The sequence below is a fragment of the Pontibacter silvestris genome, assembly GCF_020907275.1.
GTDB lineage: Bacteria > Bacteroidota > Bacteroidia > Cytophagales > Hymenobacteraceae > Pontibacter > Pontibacter silvestris.
Map to the genome: position 1 here is coordinate 39,625 of NZ_JAJJWI010000007.1, position 23,639 is coordinate 63,263.

The following is a 23,639-nucleotide window of genomic DNA, read 5'->3' on the forward strand; positions in this document are numbered from 1 at the left end:
TATTACTTTGTGCCGGTGCTCCCGTAGCCGCCGGCTCCCCTTTCTGTATCTGTAAGTGCTTCTGCCTCAATCCATATAACCCGTTCATGCTTTGCGATTACCATTTGTGCAATTCGCTCACCGTCTTCTACTACAAAGTCTGTGTCAGACAGGTTTACGAGCAATACTTTTATCTCACCGCGGTAATCTGCATCTATCGTACCTGGGCTGTTTACAATAGAAATGCCATGCTTATAGGCTAAGCCACTGCGTGGCCTGATCTGTGCCTCATATCCTTCAGGCAGCTCTATAAACAGCCCTGTAGACACTAAGGCACGTTGCAATGGCTTTAGAGTAACAGGGGAATCTAAATTAGCCCGCAAGTCCATGCCAGCCGAATGAATAGTTTGGTAAGATGGAAGCGCGTGTTTAGATCGGTTAATAACATTAACCTGTAAATTGTTATTGTTCATCTTTTAAAGATAAAAATTAAATTTTAGTCAGAAAGCGGGGGCGCTCACGCAGCAAAACTACTACTGCAAAAGCTGCACAGAGTGCCAGGTGAAATATATGGCGTATCCAAAAACCTGAAACAGGAAAATACAGGGCTACATAAGCCAGTGCCATTGCCAACAGAATATAGCCTGCTATAGTCTTTACCGGGTAAGGAATAGGATAATGGCGGTTACCAATAAAGTAACTTACTAAAGCCATGCTGAAATAGCAAATAAATGTAGCGATAGCTGCTCCCATGTAACCTAGTACAGGAATAAGCAAAAGATTACCAATGATTGTAATAGCTGCGCCACCAAAGCTGATGTAGGTGCCGAAACGGGTTTTATCAGTTAGCTTAAACCAGACAGAAAGGTTATAGTACACTCCTAAAAACAGGTTTGCCAGCAGCAATATTGGTACTACCATAATTCCCTCACGGTACTGCGAGCTGCGCAACAGTAAAGCAAAGTCTTCCAGGTTAGCGGATATAAAGAGGAAGATAAAAGCACAGGCAATAACAAACCACTTCATAACAAGGGCAAAGGCTTTAGGAGAATTCTTGTCGCTTGCTTGTGAAAAAAAGAAAGGTTCTGCAGCATAACGAAAAGCCTGTATCGTTAAGGTCATAAAGATAGAAAGCTTATAACAGGCGCTGTATATACCCACTGCTGCCATGTTACTCATGCCAGGATAAAAACTTTCCGGTAACCACTGCTCCAACAGAACGCGGTCTATCAGCTCGTTCACCATACCTGCCAGACCCATAAAGAGCAGGGGGTAGGCGTACGTAAGCATCGGGCGCAACAGCTCTTTGTTTAGCTTAAAGCTGAAGCTGCTGAACTCTCTCCACAGCATTGGAATTTGAAGTGCATTAGCTATTAGGTTTATCAGGAAGATATAACCAACGCCAAAATCAGGATCATATATTTTTGAAATAAAAGGGCGCAGCTCAGGCAATAAGTTCCCTTCATAAATATTTCTGCACAGCACCAGGAAGAACACATTAGCAGCTACCGTGAGAACAATATTTGTAAGTTTGATAGAGGCAAACTTTATAGGCTTGTTCTGCAGGCGCAGCCAAGCAAACGGAATAGCTACAATGGCATCTATAGCCAGCACGATAGCTAGCCATACAATGTATTCCTGCTGCTCAGGGTAACCGATGTAACCTGCAATGGCTCCTGAGGCAAGTATAATGATACCTGAAAAAAGAACACTGGTACACATAATCAGGCTCAGCACCTGGTTGTACAGCAGTGCTTTATCTGCTTCGGGCTTATTGGCAAACCTGAAAAAAGCTGTCTCCATGCCATAGGTGTAAAGAATGTTGAAAAAGCCAACAAAAGCGTACAGGTAAGAGACAACTCCGTATTCCTCCGGAAGAAATACATCAGTATAAATGGGAACGAGCAGGTAGTTGAGGGCTCTGCCAATGATGCTGCTCAGACCATAGGCAGCAGTCTGCCCGACCAATTTCTTGGCTATACTCATACTTTTAGGCTAGGGTCGGGAAACAGAAGGTAATTTAAATGCCTTTGAACTCAGGCTTGCGCTTCTCCAGAAATGCGTTAGTACCTTCTATAAAGTCTTCTGAATTGCAGCAGCGGGCGAAAGAGTTAGCTTCCGTCTGATACCCATTTTCATCTTTATTGAAAACAGCATTTACGCACTCAATTACTAAACCAATAGCCAGGGGGGCTTTGCCCAAGATTTTATCCATTACTTCCATGCATTTTGCCATCAACTCCTCTTGTAGCACTACATGATTAGCTAAACCAAGAGCCAATGCGTCTGTAGCAGACACCATATCGCCTGTCATCATTAGTTCCATGGCTTTGCCTTTGCCAATAAGCTGTGTCAGGCGTTGGGTGCCACCGTAGCCAGGTATAATGCCAAGGTTTACCTCTGGCTGGCCAAACTTAGCATTATCGCTGGCTATGCGTATGTGGCATGCCATGGCCAGTTCGCAGCCGCCTCCAAGTGCAAAACCATTTACTGCAGCAATTACTGGTTTATTACAGCGCTCAATCATGCTGAAGATTTCCTGGCCCCGCTCGGCAAAGCTACGTGCATTTACCTCGCTAAGCTCAGCTATCTCCGAAATGTCTGCTCCGGCTACAAAAGCTTTCATACCAGCACCCGTAAGTATGGCTCCTTTTATGCCCTCATCTTCATAAACTTCCTGAATGGCATTTTTTATTTCCTTTATTGTGTCGATATTTAAAGCATTTAATTTTTCTGCCCGGTTTATCGTAATGATCAGGATGCCATTCTGGAGGTTAAGTAAAAGATTATTATATGTTGCCATAGGTTAGTCAGCTCTAGTGAGATTCATGTATTTAGCCACAAATATAGTGATTTAGTTAAATTTTTAAATAAGTACTTCTGTAAGCGGCCCTCGCATAGTACACGGTTTAGGAGCGGAAAAGATTGCTATAAAGGCATAAACCACTAATTTTACTTCTTAAATATTTTGGAGTTATTGATTATCAATACTTTTATTAAGAATGAGTTTTTTATCGGAATTTAAGAAATTTGCTGTAAAGGGTAATGTAATTGATCTGGCTGTAGGTGTCGTAATTGGCACGGCCTTTGGGGGAATCACAACATCGCTTGTAAACGATATATTAATGCCTCCGCTCGGTCTGCTTATTAGCGGAATAGATTTTATCAATTTACAGCTTATTTTAAAAGAAGCTGTGGTAGAGAACGGAGAGGTTGTAACGGAGGCTGTAACAATTAATTATGGCACCTTTTTGCAAAAGGTTATCAACTTTTTTCTGATTGCCTTTGCTATCTTCCTGATGGTGCGCACTATTAACCGCTTGAAGCATGAAGAAGCTGTGAAAGAGGCTGCTAAACCAGCGCTTCCTGTTAACAAGCAGGAAGTGCTGTTAGGCGAAATACGCGATATTCTTCTTAGCCAGAGTCCAGAGAAGCCAACATCTACTGGTCCTTCTGTGTAATATTAATGTTATAGTTCATGTGTAAGTTAGTTAACAGTTCTTTTTTTGTAACGTTTCTTCTTTGCTGTTTCTCTTCATTCTTAAGTCTGGCCCAAGAACTTGAGCCAGCGGTAGATACAACTAAGGCCTGGGATTTGGGAGGTACCGGCTCCTTAAACTTTAACCAGGTTAGCTTAAGTAACTGGGCCGCTGGTGGACAAAATTCTTTTTCTGTGCTAAGTAACGTAAGTGCATATGGTAACTACAAAAAAAGGAATAACTCCTTGGATATAAGTGTTGATATTATTTATGGAACTGTAAAGCTAGAGGAGAAGCGCTGGCGTAAAAGTGATGATAAGTTCGAACTGAACGTTAAGTACGGTCGCCGGGCTTCCAGCGACTGGAATTATTCAGCACAGTTCAACTTTAAAAGCCAGCTGACACCAACCTACACCATTACGCGGGATACACTTTTATCTAATTTTCTTTCACCTGCTACTATGCTTGTTTCACTAGGTATGGATTATAAGCCAAATAAGAAGCTGTCTGTACTTATGTCGCCTCTGACTGGTAAATACACCATAGTACAAAGTCAAATGCTTGCCGACCGAGGTTCTTTCGGAGTGCAGAAAGCTGAGACAGATACAGAGGGTAATATTATTCCTGGTACAGGTGAACATGTAAGGAAAGAAGTCGGTGGTTATGTGAACATCAGGTATAGAGATGAAGTGTTCAAAAATATTTCGGTTCAATCAAAACTGGACCTGTTTTCTAATTATGTGCGACGGCCTGAAAACATTGATGTAAACTGGGAAAATAACTTTATTTTTAAAGTGAATAAGTTTATATCTGCCAGCCTCTTTTTTCACATGATTTATGATGATGATGTGCTTATTGCTTATGATAGTAATGAGGATGGCAATAATGACAGGAAAGCACCGCGTTTACAGTTAAAGGAAACCTTTGGGCTAGGGCTTGCATATAAACTTGAGTAGTCGAACTTTTATAACTTAAGGATGTGTTGTTGTATTTGACAAACATTTAAGTTTGTTCGCGTTATATTAAACAGCTATTTTAGTGATACATATTTATGAAGAAGCTACTTATAATCGCTTTGTGTTTCGGTTCGCTAGCAGCTTTTTCCGAAGCTAAGGCTCAGACTACACAAAGCAGTACACAAACAAAAGATGAATTCTGGGGTACTGAAAAAGCTGGCGAAAAAGGAGCTTCTACTGATGCTGTCGGAAAACGTGCTGAAGGGTTAGATATCCGTCTGAACACCTATGAGAGTGGGCGTAATAAGCGGTTTTCTAAGAAGTATATAACAAACAGTAAACGTATGAAAGCTATTCTTAAGGAAGAAAAGAAAATGCTTAAGAAAGCGAAACGCGATCGGAAGAAATTAAGAAAGCGTCTGAAAAATTAAGAATTGTTAACAGAATAGAATAAAAAAGTAACAGCCCCACTGGTATATACCAGTGGGGCTGTTACTTTTTTATGTTTGAGGTATGTACGGTTTGAAGTGTTAAATATTTTTAAGTACCTCTATAAAAGGAAGGCTCCTGCTACGTAATTTGTAGCAGGAGCCTTCCTTTTATTATAATATGTATCACTAAAGCTTAATTGTTACAGAGTACGTTTTACCTCTTTCTCTACATAAGCTTCAATAACGTCTCCAATTTCTATGTCGTTGTAGTTTCTCAGGCTGACACCGCACTCGTAACCTTGTCTTACTTCGGCTACATCGTCTTTAAAGCGTTTCAACGCTAGTATTTCACCATCATGTACTACTATGCCATCACGAACTAAGCGTACTTTTGCATTACGCTGTATCGTGCCGTCTGTCACCATACAACCTGCAATTGTTCCGACTTTGCTGATCCTGAATACTTCCCGTACTTCTACGTTACCGGTAATTTCTTCTTTCAGTGTTGGAGCAAGCATACCTTCCATCGCATCTTTCACCTCGTTTATGGCATCGTAGATGATAGAGTACAGACGAACATCAATTTGCTCTTGTTCTGCCAGCCTGCGGGCGTTAGCAGAAGGACGAACCTGGAAACCAATAATAATGGCATCGGAAGCAGAAGCCAGCAATACATCGGACTCAGATATGGCACCAACACCTTTGTTGATAATGCTTACCTGAACTTCAGGTGTAGACAATTTCAACAGGGAGTCAGAAAGGGCTTCTACTGAACCATCCACGTCACCTTTCACAATTACGTTCAGTTCCTTAAATGTACCGATTGCCAAACGACGACCAATTTCATCAAGAGTAATGTGTTTACGGGTACGCAGGCTTTGCTCTCGCTGTACTTGTGAGCGGTTAGAGGCAATTTCACGTGCTTCGCGCTCAGACTCCATTACAAGGAACTTGTCACCAGCCTGTGGCGCACCGTCCAAGCCAAGTAACTGCACTGGTGTGGATGGACCAGCCTCTTTCATCTTCTTGCCTCGGTGGTCGGTCATGGCTTTTACTCTACCGTAGTGTGAGCCAGCCAATACAACATCTCCGATTTTCAAAGTACCAGTCTGTACCAACATTGTTGCTACATAACCACGTCCTTTGTCCAGAGAGGCTTCAATAACTGTTCCTACTGCTGCACGGTCTGGATTAGCTTTCAGTTCAAGTAATTCGGCTTCTAAAAGTACCTTTTCCAGTAGGTCCGGCACACCTAAACCTGACTTAGCAGACACTTCCTGCGATTGGTATTTACCTCCCCATTCTTCCACCAGAACATTCATCTGGGCAAGTTCCTCTCGGATTTTGTCCGGGTTGGCTGTTGGTTTATCAACTTTGTTCAGGGCAATGATAATTGGTACACCTGCTGCCTGTGCGTGGTTAATAGCCTCTTTTGTCTGTGGCATTACGGCATCGTCAGCGGCTACCACTATAATTACAACGTCAGTTACTTTGGCACCACGGGCACGCATGGCTGTAAAGGCCTCGTGACCAGGTGTATCGAGGAAGGTAATGGTACGACCGCTTTCGGTTTGAACCTTGTAGGCTCCAATGTGCTGCGTAATACCACCAGCCTCCCCGGCTGTTACGTTTGCATTTCGTATGTAGTCAAGCAAGGAAGTTTTACCGTGGTCAACGTGGCCCATGATCGTTACAATCGGAGCACGCTCTTCCAGATTCTGCTCGTCTTCTTCTTCTATGTTTTCCAGCGCCTGCTCATCCTCAGAAGTGATAAAGTCGATGTTGTAACCGAACTCATCAGCAATAATGGTAATGGCTTCAGCATCCAGGCGTTGGTTAATGGATACGAACATGCCAAGCTGCATACACACCTTGATAACGTCGTTAACCGTTATGTCCATCAGAGATGCTAAGTCATTCGCCGAGACAAACTCTGTTACACGCAGTGTCTTAGACTCTGCCTGTTCTGCCATACGGCGCTCTTCGTTAGCATCGGCAACGGCTGAACGTTTCTCACGGCGATACTTGGCACGGTTACCACCGCCACCTTTTCCACCGCTAAGTTTTGCCAGCGTAGCTTTAATTTGTTCCTGGATTTGTTTATCCGTAACCTCAGCTTTCTCAACTCTGGCTGGTGCGGTGTTATCGCGACGGCCTCCTCTGCCTCCGGCTGGGCGCTGTCCAGGGCCTCCGGGACGCTGACCAGGTCCGCCTTGGCGCTGCTGCTGGATTGGACGGTTATTTCCGCTTCCTCCCTGAGTTCTTGGCTGTCCACCACCTTGTTGCTGGCCCTGTGGCTTTTGTGCTTGTTGTCCGCCTTGCTGCTGATTTCCGGCGGCCCCTTCAGTGGCCACCATAATGCGCTTGCGCTTTTTCTTTTTGCCGTTCTTCCTTTCGTCAGAAGATGCAACTGGTTTAGAGCCTTTTCTACGGGAGCTTTCACTCGGTAATTCTATCTTACCAAGAACCGTAAGGCCTTTCAGTTGATCGGCTTTTCCTGTGAATGTTTCTATTTTTTGTTTTCCTTGTTCTTTATCTGCAGGCGTATCTTCTTGAGCTGCTTGTTCAGGAGCTTTAGGCGTAGCGGGCTCTTGAGGAGCCTGTGCCGCTGGAGCTGCTGGTTGTTCTGCTGCCGGAGCTGGTTTTGGCTCAGGCGCTGCTTGTGGAGCTGGCACTACAGGTTTAGGTTCTTCTGCTTTCGGAGCCGGCTGTGGTGCAGGCTGCTGCTTCGGAACCGGGCGGCCTTTGGCGTCTAACTCTATTTTACCTAACACTCTTATTCCTGGAAGTTTTGTTTCCGGAGCTGGTGCTTCCTCTTGCCTGACAGGGGCTTCTGGTTTTGTTGTTGGGGTAGACTCAGCTGGTTTTGACTGCTGGGCATTCTTTATAAGGATCTCCTGTTCAGGTTCACTCGGCTTTTTAGCTTCTGGCTGTTTCTCTGACTCGATAACCTGGTTGCTTTGCGGTTTCTTGCCAATGTACAGCTCTTCAGCCTCTTGCTTATCCTGAATGGAAGATGCGAATTCTTTAGCCAGCATATTGAACTGCTCTGCCGTGATTTTGGTGGTTGGTTTATTATCCACGTCAAAACCTTTAGCAGAGAGGTAGTCTACAATTGTAGATGTCCCAATGTTTAAAGTAGTCGCAACCTGTTTAAGCCTCCTTGTTTTTTCTTCTGCCATGTTCTAATATGCTGTCTTTCTTTTGTTCTAAAGTTAAAAATATAGTTGCTTATTTTATACTAATTTAAGTTGTGCCTCGTTTTCCTTTTCAAATTTAAGCGAACGAGGCACAACTCGCAACTATTGATTGTCCTCTGAGTCAAACTCTTCGCGCAGGATATCGAGAACATCTTCAATTGTCTCTTCCTCCAGCTCTGTACGGCGCAGCAAATCTTCTTTGCTTATGGCCAGTACACTCTTTGCTGTATCAAGACCTACTCTTTTCAGTTCTTCAATAACCCAGGCTTCAATTTCGTCTGAGAATTCTTCCAGATTAATGTCTTCCTCGTATGTTTCAGACTCACGGAATACATCAATTTCCATACCTACTAAGCGGCTGGCCAGTTTTATGTTCTGTCCGCCTTTACCAATTGCTAACGAAACCTGGTCTGGCTTCAGAAATACTGAAACGCGACCTGCTTCCTCATCAATCTTCATGCTGCTGATCTTAGCCGGGCTAAGCGCACGCTGGATGTATAGCTCCAGGTTATCGGTATAATTTATAACGTCAATGTTTTCGTTCTCCAGTTCACGTACTATGCTGTGTATACGTGAGCCTTTCATACCCACGCAGGCTCCTACCGGATCAATGCGGTCGTCGAAAGATTCAACGGCTACCTTAGCACGTTCACCTGGCTCACGAACTATTTTCTTAATAGCAATAAGGCCATCAAATATTTCAGGTACTTCGTTTTCGAACAGACGCTCCAGAAAAGCTGGGGCTGTGCGCGAAAGAATAATTTTCGGGTTGCCGTTTACGATCTCAACACGTTGTACTACGGCACGCACTACATCTCCTTTGCGGTAGCGGTCTTTTGGTATTTGCTCCCCTTTAGGTATTAACAGTTCGTTTTCCTCCTGGTCCAGCAATAACACTTCACGGTTCCATACCTGGTATACCTCACCGGATATGATTTCCCCAACCAGGTCTTTGTACTTCTGGAACAGTAGTTCTTTTTCCATGTCTTTGATGCGCTGGATCAGCGTCTGGCGGGCAGTAAGCACAGCACGGCGACCAAAGTCTTCCAACTGTATCTCTTCCGATACCTCTTCCCCCACCTCAAAGTCAGGCTCAATTTTGCGGGCATCTGAAAGGCTTATCTTGTCATGATCCCAGATGTCCTCAGAGTTGTCGTCCACAATTTCACGGTTACGCCAAATCTCCAGGTCACCTTTTTCCACGTTCAGAATAATATCAAAGTTCTCGTCGGTACTCCACTTCTTGCGGATCATGGTACGGAATACATCTTCCAGAATACGCATCATAGTCGGGCGGTCTATGTTCTTGAATTTCGCAAATTCAGCGAACGACTCGATCAGGACTGAACTGTTCATTATTTTATCATTTAAAAGATATTACAACATTTGCTTTCACAATTTCCCCGAAAGGTATTTGCACAGGCACATAAGTTGCCTTTTTGCCTTTTTGTTTTACTTCCTCCATCAGCGCAAGACCAGTTTCGGTAACATCTTCCAGCTTTCCTGTTTTCTCGGAGCCATCCTGTAGTTTTATTTTTAAACTGCGGCCGACGTTGCGTTGGAACTGCTTTGGCTGCACCAGCGGGAAATCCACACCAGGTGAGCTTACCTCCAGTACATAACTTACTTCCTCGCCATAAGTCTCTTCAATTCTTTTGTTAATGCGTCGGCTAATGGTTGCACACTGGTCTATCGTAATGCCTTGCTCTCCATCTGCCAGTACTGTTATCTTAGGGCGAACCGGAGAGTCTGATACTGCCACATCTACTATAAACAGGTCTTGTTCCGGAAGGCTGGCCTCTGCCATTTGTCGTATAGCTTGCGCTGTAAGTGCCATTGTTATTGGTTAAGAAATAAAGAAGGGGACTTCGTGTCCCCCTCATCTCTTCGGAAATAATGTTACAAATTTACTACAAAAACATTATATAAACAACAAACCATGTTTTGCTGTCTGTATTAAGTTGCTGTAAACTCTGTTTTAGATGAGTGGTGCCGGCAAAGCCAGCGGAGCAGAAACCCGAACGTTAAAATATAACAAAGAGCTGTAAAATATAGTTCTCTTATGTTCATTATAGTTTACGGAGCAGTCTGAGTGCAGTTAATTTGTGTATATTCTGCCGGTAAGCGAGGTGTAGATAGAGGCATATTTTGTATGTTTGCTATCATGGCGGGTACATTTAAGAAAATAAGAAGACGGTTATGGCTCATCTTAAACATCTGCGTAGTGCTTTGGGTGCTGCTAGGTGTATATTGTATGCAGGTGCCGCCATATGAGGCCTGGCCTGCCGCTTTTGTTGCCTTCTCTCTGCCAGGAGCACTAACACTAAACTTCTTGTTTCTGCTCTACTGGATATTACGCCGTTCCTGGTTCTTTATACTGCCGCTGCTGGTCGTAATATTAGGCTGGAACTATTATGCACGTTTAGTGCCTGTTCATATTTCTGATAAAGAAATACCGGAGGGCGCTAAAACACTGCAGGTGCTGAGCTACAATACACACCTTTTTAATGTGTATGGTGGCAAAGGAGAAGAGGGAAGAAACGGCTCTTCAGAAGAAATGATAGATTGGATTGCAACTCACCCGGCCGATGTTTATTGCCTGCAGGAGTTTTACACCAACCGTAAGTCCGACACATATAACACAGTGAACAGGATAGGCACCCGCTACGATAAGTACAAAGTGTTTTCTGTTTCTCAGGCAGGGCCCCGAAATGGGGAAGGCGGCATTGCTATTTTCTCTAAATATCCAATAGTAGCGCATGGCGACATCCGTTTTCACGAGACCAGCCATAATCGTGTGGCCTGGGCTGATTTGGATGTGGGCGGAGATACTATAAGGGTGTATGCATCTCATCTGCAATCTATGAGTATAAAGCCAGAGGATATTGAAAACACTTACTCCTCTATCGGCAACCAGGCAGAGATGGAAAAGGAAGGGCGGAACGTGGCAAGACGTCTACGGAGCGGGTTTGTCGCCCGGGGGCATCAGGTAGAGTTGCTACTGGAGCATATACAGCAATCTCCCTATCCTGTTATAGTTTGTGGAGACTTTAACGATATTCCTTTCAGTTATACCTATAATGAGTTGGCAAAGGAATTAAACAATGCTTTTGTGCAGGCAGGCAGTGGTATAGGGGCTACTTATAATGGCCCTTTGCCTTTTTTGCGTATTGATAACCAATTTTATAGTGACCGGCTACAGGCCTATGCATTTGAAACGCACTACGAGATGGGGCTTTCAGATCATTTTCCGATTTCAGGAAAATATGTGATAGAACCTAAACCTGAGCTAGAGTAGTTAGGAGATAGCAGGCAATATTTATAGTTTTGGGGCAAAATTGCTGCCAAAGTAACGGCAATACATATTTAACGATAAAGTAAAACAGAAACTCTCTTAGAGACTGTGGTTATAGAAACCATGCAACATAAACTTAATCTATATAACACGCTTACGCGCAAGAAAGAGCTATTTGAGCCACTACATGCTCCGTTTGTAGGAATGTATGTGTGCGGCCCGACAGTTTATGGAGAGCCTCACTTAGGGCATGCCCGTAGTGCCGTTACCTTCGATGTGCTGTACCGTTACCTGAAGCACCTGGGTTATAAAGTGCGATACGTGCGCAACATAACAGATGTAGGCCACCTGGAGAACGATGCTGATGAAGGCGAAGATAAGATCCAGAAGAAGGCAAAGCTAAACCACCTGGAGCCGATGGAAGTAGCGCAGTATTACAGAAACATCTATCAGCAGGAAATGGCAAAGCTTAACGTGCTGTCGCCAGATATAGAGCCACGTGCTTCCGGGCATATCATTGAGCAGATTGAACTGATAAAGGAGATATTAGCTAATGACCTTGCGTATGAGGTAAATGGTTCAGTGTATTTCGATGTGCAGGCTTATGACAAAGCCCACAATTATGGAAAGCTTTCAGGCCGGATTATTGAGGACCTGCTCAACAATACCAGAACTCTGGAGGGGCAGGATGAGAAACGCTCCCCATTGGATTTTGCGTTATGGAAAAAAGCCTCGCCTACGCATATTATGCGCTGGCCATCGCCGTGGAGTGATGGCTTTCCGGGCTGGCATTTGGAGTGCTCGGCCATGAGCCGCAAGTATTTAGGCACTAATTTTGATATACACGGAGGGGGCCTAGACCTGATGTTCCCGCACCATGAGTGTGAGATTGCGCAGAACCAGGCCAGCCACGACCATAGCGACGGTGCCCGTTACTGGATTCATAACAACATGATTACACTCAATGGGCAGAAAATGGGCAAGTCGCTGGGTAATTTTATTAACCTAAGTGAGCTTTTTAGTGGTAACCATGACCTGCTGGAGATGAAGTACTCTCCTATGACGATTCGGTTCTTCATATTGCAGGCACATTACCGCAGTACGCTGGATTTTAGTAACGAAGCTCTGCAGGCGGCCCGCAAAGGCTATACAAAATTAATGAACGGCTTAAGAGTGCTGGAGAAGTTAAAGTATACTGAAGAAGCCGCAGAGCCAGACGAGAAACTGAATGTAGACCTGCTTAAACTAAGCGAAGACTGCTTTCGTGGTCTGAACGATGACTTGAATACGGCTAAAACCATTGCCTCTTTATTCAATCTTCTGAAGAAGATAAATAGCCTATACTTGGGGCAGGTGCCAATGGCGTCATTGGCCAGGGGAACATTTGATACAATACGGGAGACATACCAGAAATTAGTATTAGACGTTCTTGGCCTACAGGAAGAGCCTATGGGCGATGCGGAGGAGATACTGGAACTGGTGCTAAACTTTTACAAAGAAGCTAAAGAAGCGAAAGCTTATGATAAGGTTGATATTATTCGTGCTGAGCTAAAGAAGCAAGGCATAGTTATCAAAGACCTTAAATCAGGAATAGACTGGGCTTATGAAGAATAAAATTAAAATGCTGGCTCTGCTGCTTTGTGGTGCTTTTACTTTCTATAGCTGCGATTCTGCAGACCAGAGCGGAAACCAACAGGCTGTAGTAGCGCAAAAGGAAGAAGCTGCTACAGTAACAGCACCCACTTTTAATGCCGACTCTGCTTATAAATATGTAGAAAAGCAGGTGGCGTTTGGGCCACGGGTACCTAATTCGCAGGCGCATGCTGCCACAGGCGATTGGATTATCAGCAAGCTACGGGAGTATGGCGCAGAGGTAACCGTTCAGGACTTCCAGGTGCGTGCTTTCGACGGTAAAATGTTGAATCTGCGCAATATTATAGCTTCTTACAATCCTGGTACAGCTTCACGTGTGATGCTGGCGGCTCATTGGGATACCCGACCTTGGGCAGATAAAGATGAGAATAACCCTGACCAGCCAATAGACGGAGCTAACGATGGAGCCAGTGGAGTAGGGGTGCTACTGGAGATTGCCAGAACCATGCACGAAGCAGCGCAAAAGCCTGGGGTAGGGGTAGATCTTTTCTTTTTTGATGGAGAAGACTATGGGCAGCCTGACAACAGCAAGTTTCCCTCTCAAAATGATACATGGTGCCTGGGGTCGCAGTACTGGGCTAAAAACAAGCATGTACCAAACTACAGAGCGCAGTATGGTATTCTACTGGATATGATAGGGGCTGAAAACGTAAGGTTTGCACGAGAGGGCACTTCAATGCAATATGCTAAAAACGTAGTAGATAAAGTATGGCGGGCTGGTAATAACATCGGTTATTCTGACTATTTTAAGTATACAAAATCACCAGGTATAACCGACGATCATTATTATATTAACGAAATGGCTAACATTCCTATGATAGACATTATCGGGTACAGTGAGGGAAATGATTACTTTGGACCATACCACCACCGTCACAGTGACAACATGGATATTATCAGCCGCAATTCTCTTAAGGCGGTAGGCCAAACAGTGCTGCACGTTGTATATAATGAGTAGCATTCTTTGGATGGAACTGCAATATTTTGCAGAAGGCTTTTTCAGGCACCGTACATTATTGATATGATTTGGCTCCACCTGGCAGAGGGGCATATAGTTCAGTGCTTTACCCAAGATGGTGCTTAAGCCAGTAATAAAAGCCACTTGCCCTCACCTATAGCACCTGACACATCTTCTCCAACTGCGCCTCCTTCAGCTCCTTTTGTAGCCGCTTTGTCTCTTTCTGCTCATCTGCCAGCCTTCGGTGGACGAGACTGGCGAGTTGTCCTTCTGAAGCTGTTATACACGATAGAATTGCACCGGAAACAGGTAATTGTGCTGAAGAATGTGGAAAAGAAAGCCTCCAAAACAGTAGCTTCGGAGGCTTCAAGTTAAAAGTTATTTCCTCCTCCTAAACTGTCAAATTATTCAGGACGAAACAGTGGGCTATAACTTAGGCTGATTGTTGCTTTTTCTTTTTAAGCAGTTCTTCACCTTTACTTTTTAGCTTTCTACTTGTGTTTTTATCCATTGAGTTCATCGCTACCCATCCGGCGCCAAGTGCCAGAATAGAACCGCCTACTACTTTTTGAGTAGTGCTTAAGCCATTGAACTTTTGAGATGCAGTACCTCCGAATTGCTGAAGCTTATCCCCAATATTACCTAAGGCTCCTTTACCAGTAGTGCCTTGTAAATCTGTACTGCTTTGCATTGTTTTATTTGTAGTTGCCATGTTTCTAAATAAATTAAATTAAAAAATGTTGTAAAGCATGCTCTTACTTTAACTGTATTTATACTTAATTCATGAGCCTGCTCTATAGTATATTATCGCGATTGATGGGAGATAGTTGTCTTTTCCTTATAATTTGGAATAATATACTATTCGCTATTGTCATAGTTAAAAAATCAGCTGCTTTTTAAGTTACAGGAAGCTAATGTAACTTTGCTATTCTTATTGATCCCTATCTACCACAGGCACTGTTTAAGTTTACAAAGCAGGTTTATCTACTTTTGTGAAGCATGACCGTAAACAACTGCCGTAGCTAAAAAACAACTCACTTCCCTTGATAAAATATCTGATGGAAAAAAAATTGCTGCTTCATTTTGATCCTGCCCTGAGTCTAAACCCGGAAGGGAAGCATGTACGAGATGGTTTATCTACTGTGTTGCGTACAGGTGATAACCTTTGGGTTTGCTGTGATGAACGTATAACGATTGAACGTCTTACACTTAACGGCAGCGGTGAGTGTGCCGCACACCAGTCTTTTAAATTAACTGATTTTATAGAGCTACCCAATGAAAGTGAAGTAGATATAGAAGGTATCGGTATAGCTGAAAATTATCTCTGGATAATTGGGTCGCATAGCTTAAAACGTAAGAAGCCTCGCAGGCAAGACTCTATAACAGAGCAAATCAAACGGCTAGCCAAGGTGAAAACAGACGCTAACAGGTACCTGCTGGCGCGTATCCCGATTTTACTAGAGGAAAAGACAGGGGAACACATGCTCTATAAAGAACATCCGGACCCTGATAATCCTGAGTATACTTTACAGGCAGCGCAATTAGAAGTAGGAGAGAATACTAATCAGATAGTTCAGATGCTGCAACAGGATAAACACTTGAAAAGCTTTATGAAGATACCTGGCAAAGACAATGGATTTGATATTGAGGGATTGGCTGTAAGCGAAAGGCGTATTTTTATTGGTTTGCGTGGACCCGTGCTCAGGGGCTGGGCCATCGTGTTAGAGGTGGAAGTTGAAGAAAAAGAAAGGGGCATTCTACAACTGAAGCCATTCGCAAATGGCCAACTGTACAGGAAGCACTTTCTGCAACTGCGTGGTAAGGGTATAAGAGAGATGCGCTTTTTGGGCAATGATATTTATTTGTTAGCGGGCCCCACCATGGACTTAGATGGTATAATTGTTGTCTACCGTTGGCGTAATGTTTTGACTATTACAGAAGAGCAGTTGGTACATAATGATGAATTGGAACGCCTGTGCGAAGTTCCGCATGGTTATGGAAAGGACTCTGGAAAAGATAAGGCGGAAGGACTTGCTATTTTCGATGAAACACATGTACTGGTGGTGTTTGATAGCCCGATAGATGCCCGAAAAGTTGGAGAGAACAGTGTGACGGCAGATTTGTATAACGTTATCAGATAAGGCAGCTATAGCCAGGTAATGGTATCCTATACCAAGAGCGTTATCCTTTGCGTATACAAACTCAGGAAATTGAATTACATATACAATAACTATGAAAGTAATAAAAACACTGGCAGGAGGTTTGGCTGGCGCCTGCGTATTAACTCTGACTCATGAAACCATAAGAAGGTTTGTGCCTGATGCACCACGCATGGATGTGCTGGGTATGAGAGCTATCTCGAAGGGAATGGAGAAAGCTGATGTAGCCCCACCTTCTAATGATGATAAACTGCATACATGGGCCTTGGTGGGTGATGTTATTTCGAACTCGCTATACTACAGTTTTACGGGTACAGGAAAAAAAGCTATTTTGAGGGGCGCATTTCTGGGAGTTAATGCTGGTTTAGGGGCTGTTTATTTACCAGGTCCACTTGGCTTAGGTAATGCTCCGAGTAAGCGAACTCCTAAAACAAAAGCTATGACAGTAGGCTTATATCTTTTAGGCGGTTTAACAGCTGGAACAGTAGGCTGCCTTTGGTCAAACAAGAAATAACAATAATAAAAAAGTCTTAATGCAGCAATCCCCGCTATAGCATTCTACACATGCTATAGCGGGGATTGCTGCATTAAGACTTTTTATTTTATTGAATACCGGTAGTACCTCCTGTTGTTCCACCTCCTGTTGTTCCTGTTGTCGTCATTCCGGTGGTACTGCCAGTTGTGGTTCCAGTGGTTGTGCCTGTTGTTCCGGTAGTCATGCCGCTGCCAGCGGTTGTACTTGTTGTGTCCATAGTGTTACCTGTAGTAGCTCCACCTTGGTTCATGTTACCTGTTGTTCCATCAGTTGTTGTACCGGTCGTAGTAGTGTTTTCAGTATCTACTCCTGTAGTAGTATCTGATGTACAGCTAGTTAATGCTGTTGTTATTATCAGGGCTCCGGAAAATATAAATGCGAATGTTCTTTTCATGATATGAGTTTCGAGTGTACTGTTGGAATTAAGTTTGTTATAATTGTTTTACGGAATTGCACAAAAATGGATAGCAGAACTTAAATCATATAGTGATTATTCAGGTAAATTGGCACAACTACAGAGTACTTCACGAGAGGGCGTTATTTCTTGGTAATCAGGTTGTGATGGCTCTTTCATGTAAATAACCTCTAACTGTGTAATAGGATTCTTGGGGTGGCCCTCATTCCAGCGCCGCATTAAATAGTTACAATAGTACGGGCGCATATAAGCGTTGTTTATAAACAGGTAGTTTTCAGAGTATTTACGCCATCGATCATTCTTAAACAAGGATACAACAGAGACTGGTTTTGCATAATCAGCCTCTTTGCCCTCCTGGTTCAGGTCTATGTTGTTGCCTTTGGTAGTGTGCCCTTCTAATACATACCAGCCATCGTCTCTAAAAACTATAGGAGAAAACATCCCCCAATGCTGGTTTACACGCAGCATATATCCAAGCCCTTTGCCGCTGTCTGGTATTTGAGGTAGGTAAAAATCTGCACCGCTTAAATTCCACCAGATGCAGTAAATAAGTATAGCTGAAACAAATCCATTGCGTAGGCTTTTTAGTAAATCGCGCGACAAAATGGGACGATGCACCTGCATTTGTACATTAAGTGATAATGGGCTTTTAAACTTTCTAAAAATATGCTTGAACTGTCCTGAGTATGGTCTTCGGAAAGAAGAAAGCAGACGCTTATCAACCCAGTCCATTGCTTTGCCAGGCAACAGACCAGCTACAGAGGCAATATTTATGAGGTAAAATAAACCTACAAACAGTGTCAGACTTATGCCAATATGAAAAAGGAGAAGTACGCCTACTACTACTAGCCTGAAGAATGTGTTAAAGAAAGGAATTAATAATAGAAAAGGAAGTAGTAGTTCAGTATAAAATGTGGTTAACGTTAAGAAGCGCAGCAACTCTGGGTACGGGTAAATTAACCTGCCGCCTGGCATCAGTATTTGGTCCAGGCTAAGTGCATAATAAAGTGCTGTGCCTTCAGTTCGCCACTCAGGTGAGTCTTTAAGAAGTGCTGTACTAAAATACACCAGGAAAATCTGTAGAACATAGGCTACTGTGGCGGCACTAAAATAGCTCGTTTTCTTTTCGGGTATAGGTGTGTTTGTTGCTTTGGTAGCGTCGTAAGAGTAAAATTTGCCCCAGGGTAAAAACATGCCCCAAAACAGTAACATGCGCAGTAAATCATCGCCACCCTGAGTAATAAGAGGGTTCCGGTTATGAAGCGAAAGCATAAGAACCCAGCTGACTATTGTCGCAAACCTGGTTTTATAGCCTAGCATCATAAATATGGCAAAAATGGCTGCTATCAGAAACAGTATGGCTTGGAACTGCCATAAGCCACTAAGAGTGTGTAGCGAGAAATACTGCGGGAGCCATAAATTTTTATGTAGAACATGCAGTGGCAGAACTCCCATATTAGAGTAATGTGCCTCCATGTCTGTAGCTCTGATGGCAAGATCAATCAGGATAATTCCTGCCACCCAGATACGCATTATTGCCAGGGCTCGCAGGTCTACAGTAAATACCTTTCTAAAATATAGTTCCAGATATTTCATCTGCAAGAAGTCAATAGAGGTAAGGGCAAATCAAAGCAAAAAGGCAAAGCCTTTTGGAGGCCTGCCTTCTTACTTTTTATATAGAGTATACAGGTAATGTAAAAACTACATAGTAGTTGTTCCTGTTGTAGTACCGGTAGTTGTTCCTGTTGTGGTACCAGTAGTTGTTCCTGTGGTAGTACCGTAAGTAGTTGTTCCTGTTGTGGTACCGGTAGTTGTCCCTGTTGTGGTACCGGTAGTTGTCCCTGTGGTAGTACCGTAAGTAGTTGTTCCTGTTGTGGTACCAGTAGTTGTTCCTGTGGTAGTACCGTAAGTAGTTGTTCCTGTTGTGGTACCAGTAGTTGTTGTGCCAGTCGTGGTAGTACCAGTCGTTGTGCCTGTAGTAGTAGTACCAGTCGTTGTGCCTGTAGTAGTAGTACCAGTCGTGGTTGTACCATATTCATCTGTTGTTGCATCAGAACCAGTGGTTGTGTCAGATGGGGTATCTGTGCAAGATGCTAGAACAGAGGCAAAGATGAATGCAGATGCACATAAGTTTACAAAAGTCTTTTTCATAGCTTTTAAAAGTTGATGTCTAATTTTTAAGTTGTTAATTCAGTTTCCCTTTTACGGGCTGCTATAGATTTGGATGAGTTATTCTTTTATAATCGTCGTTGATTATAAAGGCTTTAGATACAATAGAGCTTATAATTAATGTGAACGGCAAGTTTTAGCCTGTGAATACACCGAATTATCTACTGGAAAATAGCTTTTGTAGCTAAAATAAATTAAACAATAAATGAAAATTGTTCACGGTTACTGCTCATTAATAATCAAGCTTAGGCAAGAATAATGTTGGAGTCCAAACAGAATACGAAAAGTTGCTGTTGTTTCAAACGTTCTTCTTAACAAGCATGTAAGGTTCATTCGAGCATATGGTAAAAAGCATTTGCATAAATGATTATGCCTGCGGCCCTTGTTTTTAAAACTCTTTTTTAAGAACAAGTAAGGCACACAAGCAATTATAGTTAGCTGCTTGTGTGCCTTGTATATGAATACATTAACGTTTGTAAAGCAGGCTATTTGGTCCGTAAATTATTTGCGTTACTTCCATCCAACTTGCGGGTATCCTCTTCCTTTTTAGCGGCAATATTACCACCATCTTCTTTCCCCTCTGGCTCAACTTCTTTTATGTCTTCATTATATATGTCATTACCATGCTTTCCCATTTTAGTATGTGTGAGAGGTTCAGGGTTTTCATCAGGTAAGCGTTTGCTCTCATCTGAGTTTGTAATTATATTATCTTCTTGAGATGTTTTCATAGCTGTATAGTTATTATATTAATCTATGAGTTTATTACGAATTTTGTCAGGAAAAATGTTGTTGCAGCAGACAATATATCTGTAAATGCTATGCCATGGCTTACTTTAACAAGATGTGAGAAAGTGGTTGTGGTTGAAATTAAAATCTTAAATATAAATGTTTTGGATGTTTTTGATTATCAGTTTTTTACTGATAAAATGGTAGTCAAAAAACATTTTAACTTTGTGTAGCCCAATAAATTACCCTAACTTCGGGCAATTTATACATACCAAACCCAATGCCTAAAGACACCAGTATTAAATCCGTTCTCATAATTGGCTCTGGTCCTATTGTTATCGGCCAGGCCTGTGAATTTGATTATTCCGGCTCCCAAGCCGCCCGTTCCCTGCGCGAAGAGGGTATCGAGGTAACACTGATCAACTCAAATCCGGCTACGATTATGACAGATCCTGTCACAGCGGATAATGTGTACCTCAGGCCTTTGGAGAAGAAGTATATTATTGAAATTCTTGAAAAACATAAAATAGATGCAGTGCTGCCAACCATGGGTGGGCAGACAGCCTTGAACTTGGCCATAGACTGCGATAAAGCCGGTATCTGGAAGAAGTATGGTGTCCGCATTATAGGTGTAGATATCAAAGCCATTGAGACGACAGAAGACCGGGAGGAGTTCCGCCTGAAGATGATTGAGCTTGGCGTGAATGTTTGTAAAGGCGAAACGGCTACTTCTTTTCTGGAAGGGAAGGAGATTGCACAGGAAATAGGATTCCCGCTGGTTATACGCCCTTCTTATACTCTAGGAGGGTTAGGTGGTGGCTTTGTAAACACACCCGAAGAATTTGATGCGGCGCTTACGCAAGGTCTGCATGCATCGCCAGTACATGAGGTGCTGGTTGAGCAAAGCATACTTGGTTGGAAAGAATACGAACTGGAGCTGCTTCGGGATAATATCGGGAATGTCATTATCATCTGCTCAATTGAGAATTTCGACCCGATGGGGGTACACACTGGCGATTCTATTACAGTAGCGCCAGCTATGACACTACCAGATACAGTTTATCAGCAGATGCGCGACCTGGCTATCAAAATGATGAACGGCATCGGGCAGTTTGCAGGTGGCTGTAATGTGCAGTTCTCTGTTAACCCGGAGGATGACACCATTATCGCTATTGAGATTAACCCGCGTGTGTCCCGTTCTTCTGCCTTGGCGTCTAAAGCTACAGGCTATCCTATTGCTAAAATTGCTGCTAAGCTGGCGATCGGTTACAACTTAGACGAGCTTAAAAACGCTATTACGAAAACAACATCAGCTTTCTTTGAACCTGCGCTGGACTATGTTATTGTGAAAATTCCTCGCTGGAACTTTGATAAATTTCCTGGCGCTAACCGTACGCTTGGCTTATCTATGAAGTCAGTTGGTGAAGTAATGGGTATCGGACGTACTTTTCAGGAAGCACTTCAGAAAGCCTGCCAAAGCTTAGAAATCAAGCGAAATGGACTTGGGGCAGATGGTAAAGAAATGACCAACTATGACCAGTTGATCGAAAACCTGAAGAACCCAAGCTGGAACCGCCTTTTCTGTATAAAAGATGCTATGCGTGCAGGCATCCCGACCAGCACTATTCAAAAGCTGACCAAAATTGATCCATGGTTCATCGCCCAGATAGAGGAACTGGACCACCTGGAGCGCGAAATGAAGAAGTATAACCTGACTACTATACCGACTAATTTGTTGCGAGATGCTAAAGTAAAGGGTTATGCCGACCGCCAGATTGCGCACTTGTTAGGTTGCCTGGAGAGTGAAGTACATAGTGTGCGTACTGAATTAGGTATTACACGTGTGTATAAAATGGTTGATACCTGCGCTGCCGAATTTGAGGCTAAAACACCTTACTTCTACAGCACCTTTGATGGGGAAAATGAAAGCATTGTCACTGATAAGAAAAAAGTAGTCGTGCTTGGTTCTGGTCCGAACCGTATCGGGCAGGGCATAGAGTTTGACTATAGTTGTGTGCATGGTGTACTGGCGGCAAAAGAGTGCGGCTACGAAACCATCATGATCAACTGTAACCCTGAAACAGTAAGTACAGACTTTGATATTTCTGACAAGCTTTACTTTGAGCCTGTTTTCTGGGAACATATCTACGACATCATCCTGCATGAAAAGCCGGAAGGTGTAATTGTGCAGTTAGGTGGGCAGACAGCCCTGAAGCTGGCCGAGAAACTGGAACGCTATGGTATTAAGATAATAGGTACAAGCTACCAGGCACTAGACCTTGCGGAAGATAGAGGCTCATTCTCTTCGTTGCTTCGTGACCTGGATATTCCGTATCCTCCATTCGGTGTAATTGAGTCTGCTGAAGAAGCGCTGGAGCTTTGCAAAAAGTTGAAGTTCCCGTTGTTGGTGCGTCCTAGCTACGTGTTGGGTGGCCAGAATATGAAAATTGTCATCAACGAGAAAGAACTGGAAGCGCACGTTATAGACCTGCTGAAAGATCACCCTGGTAATAAAGTGCTGCTTGACCATTTTCTGAGCAATGCCATTGAAGCGGAGGCCGATGCTATTTGTGATGGAGAGGATGTGCACATTTGTGGTATTATGGAGCACATTGAGCCTGCTGGTATCCACTCCGGTGATTCTTATGCGGTACTACCTCCTTTTGACCTGAGCGAAAATGCCATCCGCCAGATTGAAGAATACACCAAAAAGATTGCAGTAGCGCTACATACAGTTGGTATCATTAACATTCAGTTTGCCGTGAAAGATGATGTGGTGTATATAATAGAGGCAAACCCACGTGCTTCCAGAACAATACCTTTTATTGCGAAAGCATACCGTGAGCCGTACATCAACTACGCAACCAAAATTATGCTGGGAGAGAAGAAGGTTAAAGATTTCACCTTTAACCCTCATAAGGAAGGTTACGCTATCAAAGTACCAGTGTTCTCTCACAATAAATTCCCTGAGGTAAATAAGGAACTTGGGCCGGAGATGAAGTCCACAGGTGAATCCATCTATTTTATAGATGACCTGCAGGATGACTACTTCGTGAATGTGTACTCTGAACGGAATCTGTACCTGAGTAAATAAAGAAGCTACTTTCTGCCCCCTCCTGTCAATCAAGCAGGAGGGGGTTTTTATTTGGGCATTTTCTTATATTGGCAAGCCTTTAGTCGGGAACTATACTTTTATCTAAGCTCTTTATAAACAGGGGGCTTACCTTTGCACTGAATATTACACCTCCGACTAAATGGCAGACAACAAAGTTTTGGCAAAAGAGTTGTATACAAATGCAGGTATTGTTTTTGCAGTATGATGAGCACATACTTATAAACTAAAATCGCACTATGTTAAAATTCATATTAACCACGTTAGCAATTATTTTCTTTATCCGTTTGGTGGCACCAGTATTGTTTCGCTGGTTATTATCTGCCTTCCTGAAAAAGAGCATGCGCAACGGTAATTTTTTCTACAACGGTAATCTAAACCAACAACGTCAGCAACGGAATAACAGTAACAATGGAAGCAATAGCAGTAACGGGCGCAGCAATGGCGACGTGCGCATCGATTATATTCCAGAGCAGCCAAACCGGAGTGAATTCAATGGCGGGGAATATGTCGATTATGAAGAAGTAAAATAAAAGCCTTATCTTTCAACCTCTATTCCGGAGGTTCTGAAC

22 protein-coding genes are annotated in these 23,639 nt (G+C 43.2%); 11 read left to right on the forward strand and 11 right to left on the reverse strand.

Going from position 1 to position 23,639, the window contains the following annotated elements; genetic code table 11:
• Positions 1-2: 2 nt before the first annotated feature.
• Genes dut through LN995_RS07905 form a run of 3 tightly spaced genes read right to left on the reverse strand, consistent with a single transcriptional unit; the run spans position 3 to position 2,782 of the window.
• On the reverse strand, positions 3-452 hold the full coding sequence (gene dut, locus LN995_RS07895; protein WP_229960102.1) for a dUTP diphosphatase: 450 nt from the start codon (positions 450-452) through the stop codon (positions 3-5).
• Between the two features lie 16 nt (positions 453-468).
• Positions 469-1,965, reverse strand: a complete 1,497-nt coding sequence (locus LN995_RS07900; protein WP_229960103.1) for a lipopolysaccharide biosynthesis protein — start codon at positions 1,963-1,965, stop codon at positions 469-471.
• Between the two features lie 34 nt (positions 1,966-1,999).
• On the reverse strand, positions 2,000-2,782 hold the full coding sequence (locus LN995_RS07905) for an enoyl-CoA hydratase/isomerase family protein (protein ID WP_229960104.1): 783 nt from the start codon (positions 2,780-2,782) through the stop codon (positions 2,000-2,002).
• 199 nt (positions 2,783-2,981) lie between these two features.
• Here LN995_RS07905 and mscL point away from each other — a divergent pair, with 199 nt between their 5' ends.
• From mscL to LN995_RS07920, 3 genes are all read left to right on the forward strand, one after another.
• Complete coding sequence (gene mscL, locus LN995_RS07910) at positions 2,982-3,440, forward strand: large-conductance mechanosensitive channel protein MscL (protein ID WP_229960105.1); 459 nt, start codon at positions 2,982-2,984, stop codon at positions 3,438-3,440.
• A gap of 17 nt (positions 3,441-3,457) precedes the next feature.
• Positions 3,458-4,414, forward strand: a complete 957-nt coding sequence (locus LN995_RS07915) for a DUF3078 domain-containing protein (RefSeq protein WP_229960106.1) — start codon at positions 3,458-3,460, stop codon at positions 4,412-4,414.
• 95 nt (positions 4,415-4,509) lie between these two features.
• Positions 4,510-4,845 (forward strand): hypothetical protein, encoded by a 336-nt coding sequence (locus LN995_RS07920; RefSeq protein WP_229960108.1) that lies wholly within the window; start codon positions 4,510-4,512, stop codon positions 4,843-4,845.
• A gap of 200 nt (positions 4,846-5,045) precedes the next feature.
• Here the strand turns inward: LN995_RS07920 and infB are convergent, their stop codons facing one another.
• From infB to LN995_RS07935, 3 genes are all read right to left on the reverse strand, one after another.
• A complete protein-coding gene (infB, locus tag LN995_RS07925; protein ID WP_229960109.1) occupies positions 5,046-8,027 on the reverse strand; it encodes a translation initiation factor IF-2 in 2,982 nt (993 codons plus the stop codon).
• Positions 8,028-8,147: 120 nt separating this feature from the next.
• A complete protein-coding gene (nusA, locus tag LN995_RS07930; protein WP_229960112.1) occupies positions 8,148-9,401 on the reverse strand; it encodes a transcription termination factor NusA in 1,254 nt (417 codons plus the stop codon).
• A gap of 7 nt (positions 9,402-9,408) precedes the next feature.
• A complete protein-coding gene (locus LN995_RS07935) occupies positions 9,409-9,882 on the reverse strand; it encodes a ribosome maturation factor RimP (RefSeq protein WP_229960114.1) in 474 nt (157 codons plus the stop codon).
• A 327-nt stretch (positions 9,883-10,209) separates the two neighbouring features.
• On the opposite strand from LN995_RS07935, the gene LN995_RS07940 reads away from it, so the two are divergent.
• From LN995_RS07940 to LN995_RS07955, 4 genes are all read left to right on the forward strand, one after another.
• A complete protein-coding gene (locus LN995_RS07940) occupies positions 10,210-11,343 on the forward strand; it encodes an endonuclease/exonuclease/phosphatase family protein (protein WP_229960116.1) in 1,134 nt (377 codons plus the stop codon).
• Between the two features lie 120 nt (positions 11,344-11,463).
• Positions 11,464-12,954: a cysteine--tRNA ligase gene (cysS, locus tag LN995_RS07945; RefSeq protein WP_229960118.1), complete on the forward strand. Its 1,491-nt coding sequence runs from the start codon at positions 11,464-11,466 to the stop codon at positions 12,952-12,954.
• Entirely contained in the window at positions 12,944-13,951 is a 1,008-nt protein-coding gene (locus tag LN995_RS07950; protein ID WP_229960120.1) for a M28 family peptidase, read from the forward strand. The genes cysS and LN995_RS07950 overlap by 11 nt, the downstream gene beginning before the upstream one ends.
• Positions 13,952-14,095: 144 nt before the next feature.
• Positions 14,096-14,326 (forward strand): hypothetical protein, encoded by a 231-nt coding sequence (locus tag LN995_RS07955; protein WP_229960122.1) that lies wholly within the window; start codon positions 14,096-14,098, stop codon positions 14,324-14,326.
• A gap of 58 nt (positions 14,327-14,384) precedes the next feature.
• Here the strand turns inward: LN995_RS07955 and LN995_RS07960 are convergent, their stop codons facing one another.
• On the reverse strand, positions 14,385-14,663 hold the full coding sequence (locus LN995_RS07960) for a hypothetical protein (RefSeq protein WP_229960123.1): 279 nt from the start codon (positions 14,661-14,663) through the stop codon (positions 14,385-14,387).
• A 346-nt stretch (positions 14,664-15,009) separates the two neighbouring features.
• Here LN995_RS07960 and LN995_RS07965 point away from each other — a divergent pair, with 346 nt between their 5' ends.
• Positions 15,010-16,092, forward strand: coding sequence for a DUF3616 domain-containing protein (locus tag LN995_RS07965; RefSeq protein ID WP_229960125.1), 1,083 nt, complete (start codon positions 15,010-15,012; stop codon positions 16,090-16,092).
• Between the two features lie 91 nt (positions 16,093-16,183).
• Positions 16,184-16,624 (forward strand): hypothetical protein, encoded by a 441-nt coding sequence (locus LN995_RS07970; protein ID WP_229960127.1) that lies wholly within the window; start codon positions 16,184-16,186, stop codon positions 16,622-16,624.
• 88 nt (positions 16,625-16,712) lie between these two features.
• Here the strand turns inward: LN995_RS07970 and LN995_RS07975 are convergent, their stop codons facing one another.
• From LN995_RS07975 to LN995_RS07990, 4 genes are all read right to left on the reverse strand, one after another.
• Entirely contained in the window at positions 16,713-17,039 is a 327-nt protein-coding gene (locus LN995_RS07975; protein ID WP_229960129.1) for a hypothetical protein, read from the reverse strand.
• A gap of 96 nt (positions 17,040-17,135) precedes the next feature.
• Complete coding sequence (locus LN995_RS07980) at positions 17,136-18,656, reverse strand: HTTM domain-containing protein (RefSeq protein WP_229960131.1); 1,521 nt, start codon at positions 18,654-18,656, stop codon at positions 17,136-17,138.
• A 105-nt stretch (positions 18,657-18,761) separates the two neighbouring features.
• Entirely contained in the window at positions 18,762-19,211 is a 450-nt protein-coding gene (locus LN995_RS07985; protein ID WP_229960133.1) for a hypothetical protein, read from the reverse strand.
• A gap of 503 nt (positions 19,212-19,714) precedes the next feature.
• Positions 19,715-19,957, reverse strand: a complete 243-nt coding sequence (locus LN995_RS07990) for a hypothetical protein (protein ID WP_229960135.1) — start codon at positions 19,955-19,957, stop codon at positions 19,715-19,717.
• Between the two features lie 278 nt (positions 19,958-20,235).
• Between LN995_RS07990 and carB the strand changes: the two genes are divergently transcribed.
• Positions 20,236-23,049, forward strand: coding sequence for a carbamoyl-phosphate synthase large subunit (gene carB, locus LN995_RS07995; protein WP_229960138.1), 2,814 nt, complete (start codon positions 20,236-20,238; stop codon positions 23,047-23,049).
• Between the two features lie 257 nt (positions 23,050-23,306).
• Positions 23,307-23,600, forward strand: coding sequence for a DUF4834 family protein (locus tag LN995_RS08000; RefSeq protein WP_229960140.1), 294 nt, complete (start codon positions 23,307-23,309; stop codon positions 23,598-23,600).
• The last annotated feature ends 39 nt before the right edge of the window (positions 23,601-23,639 follow it).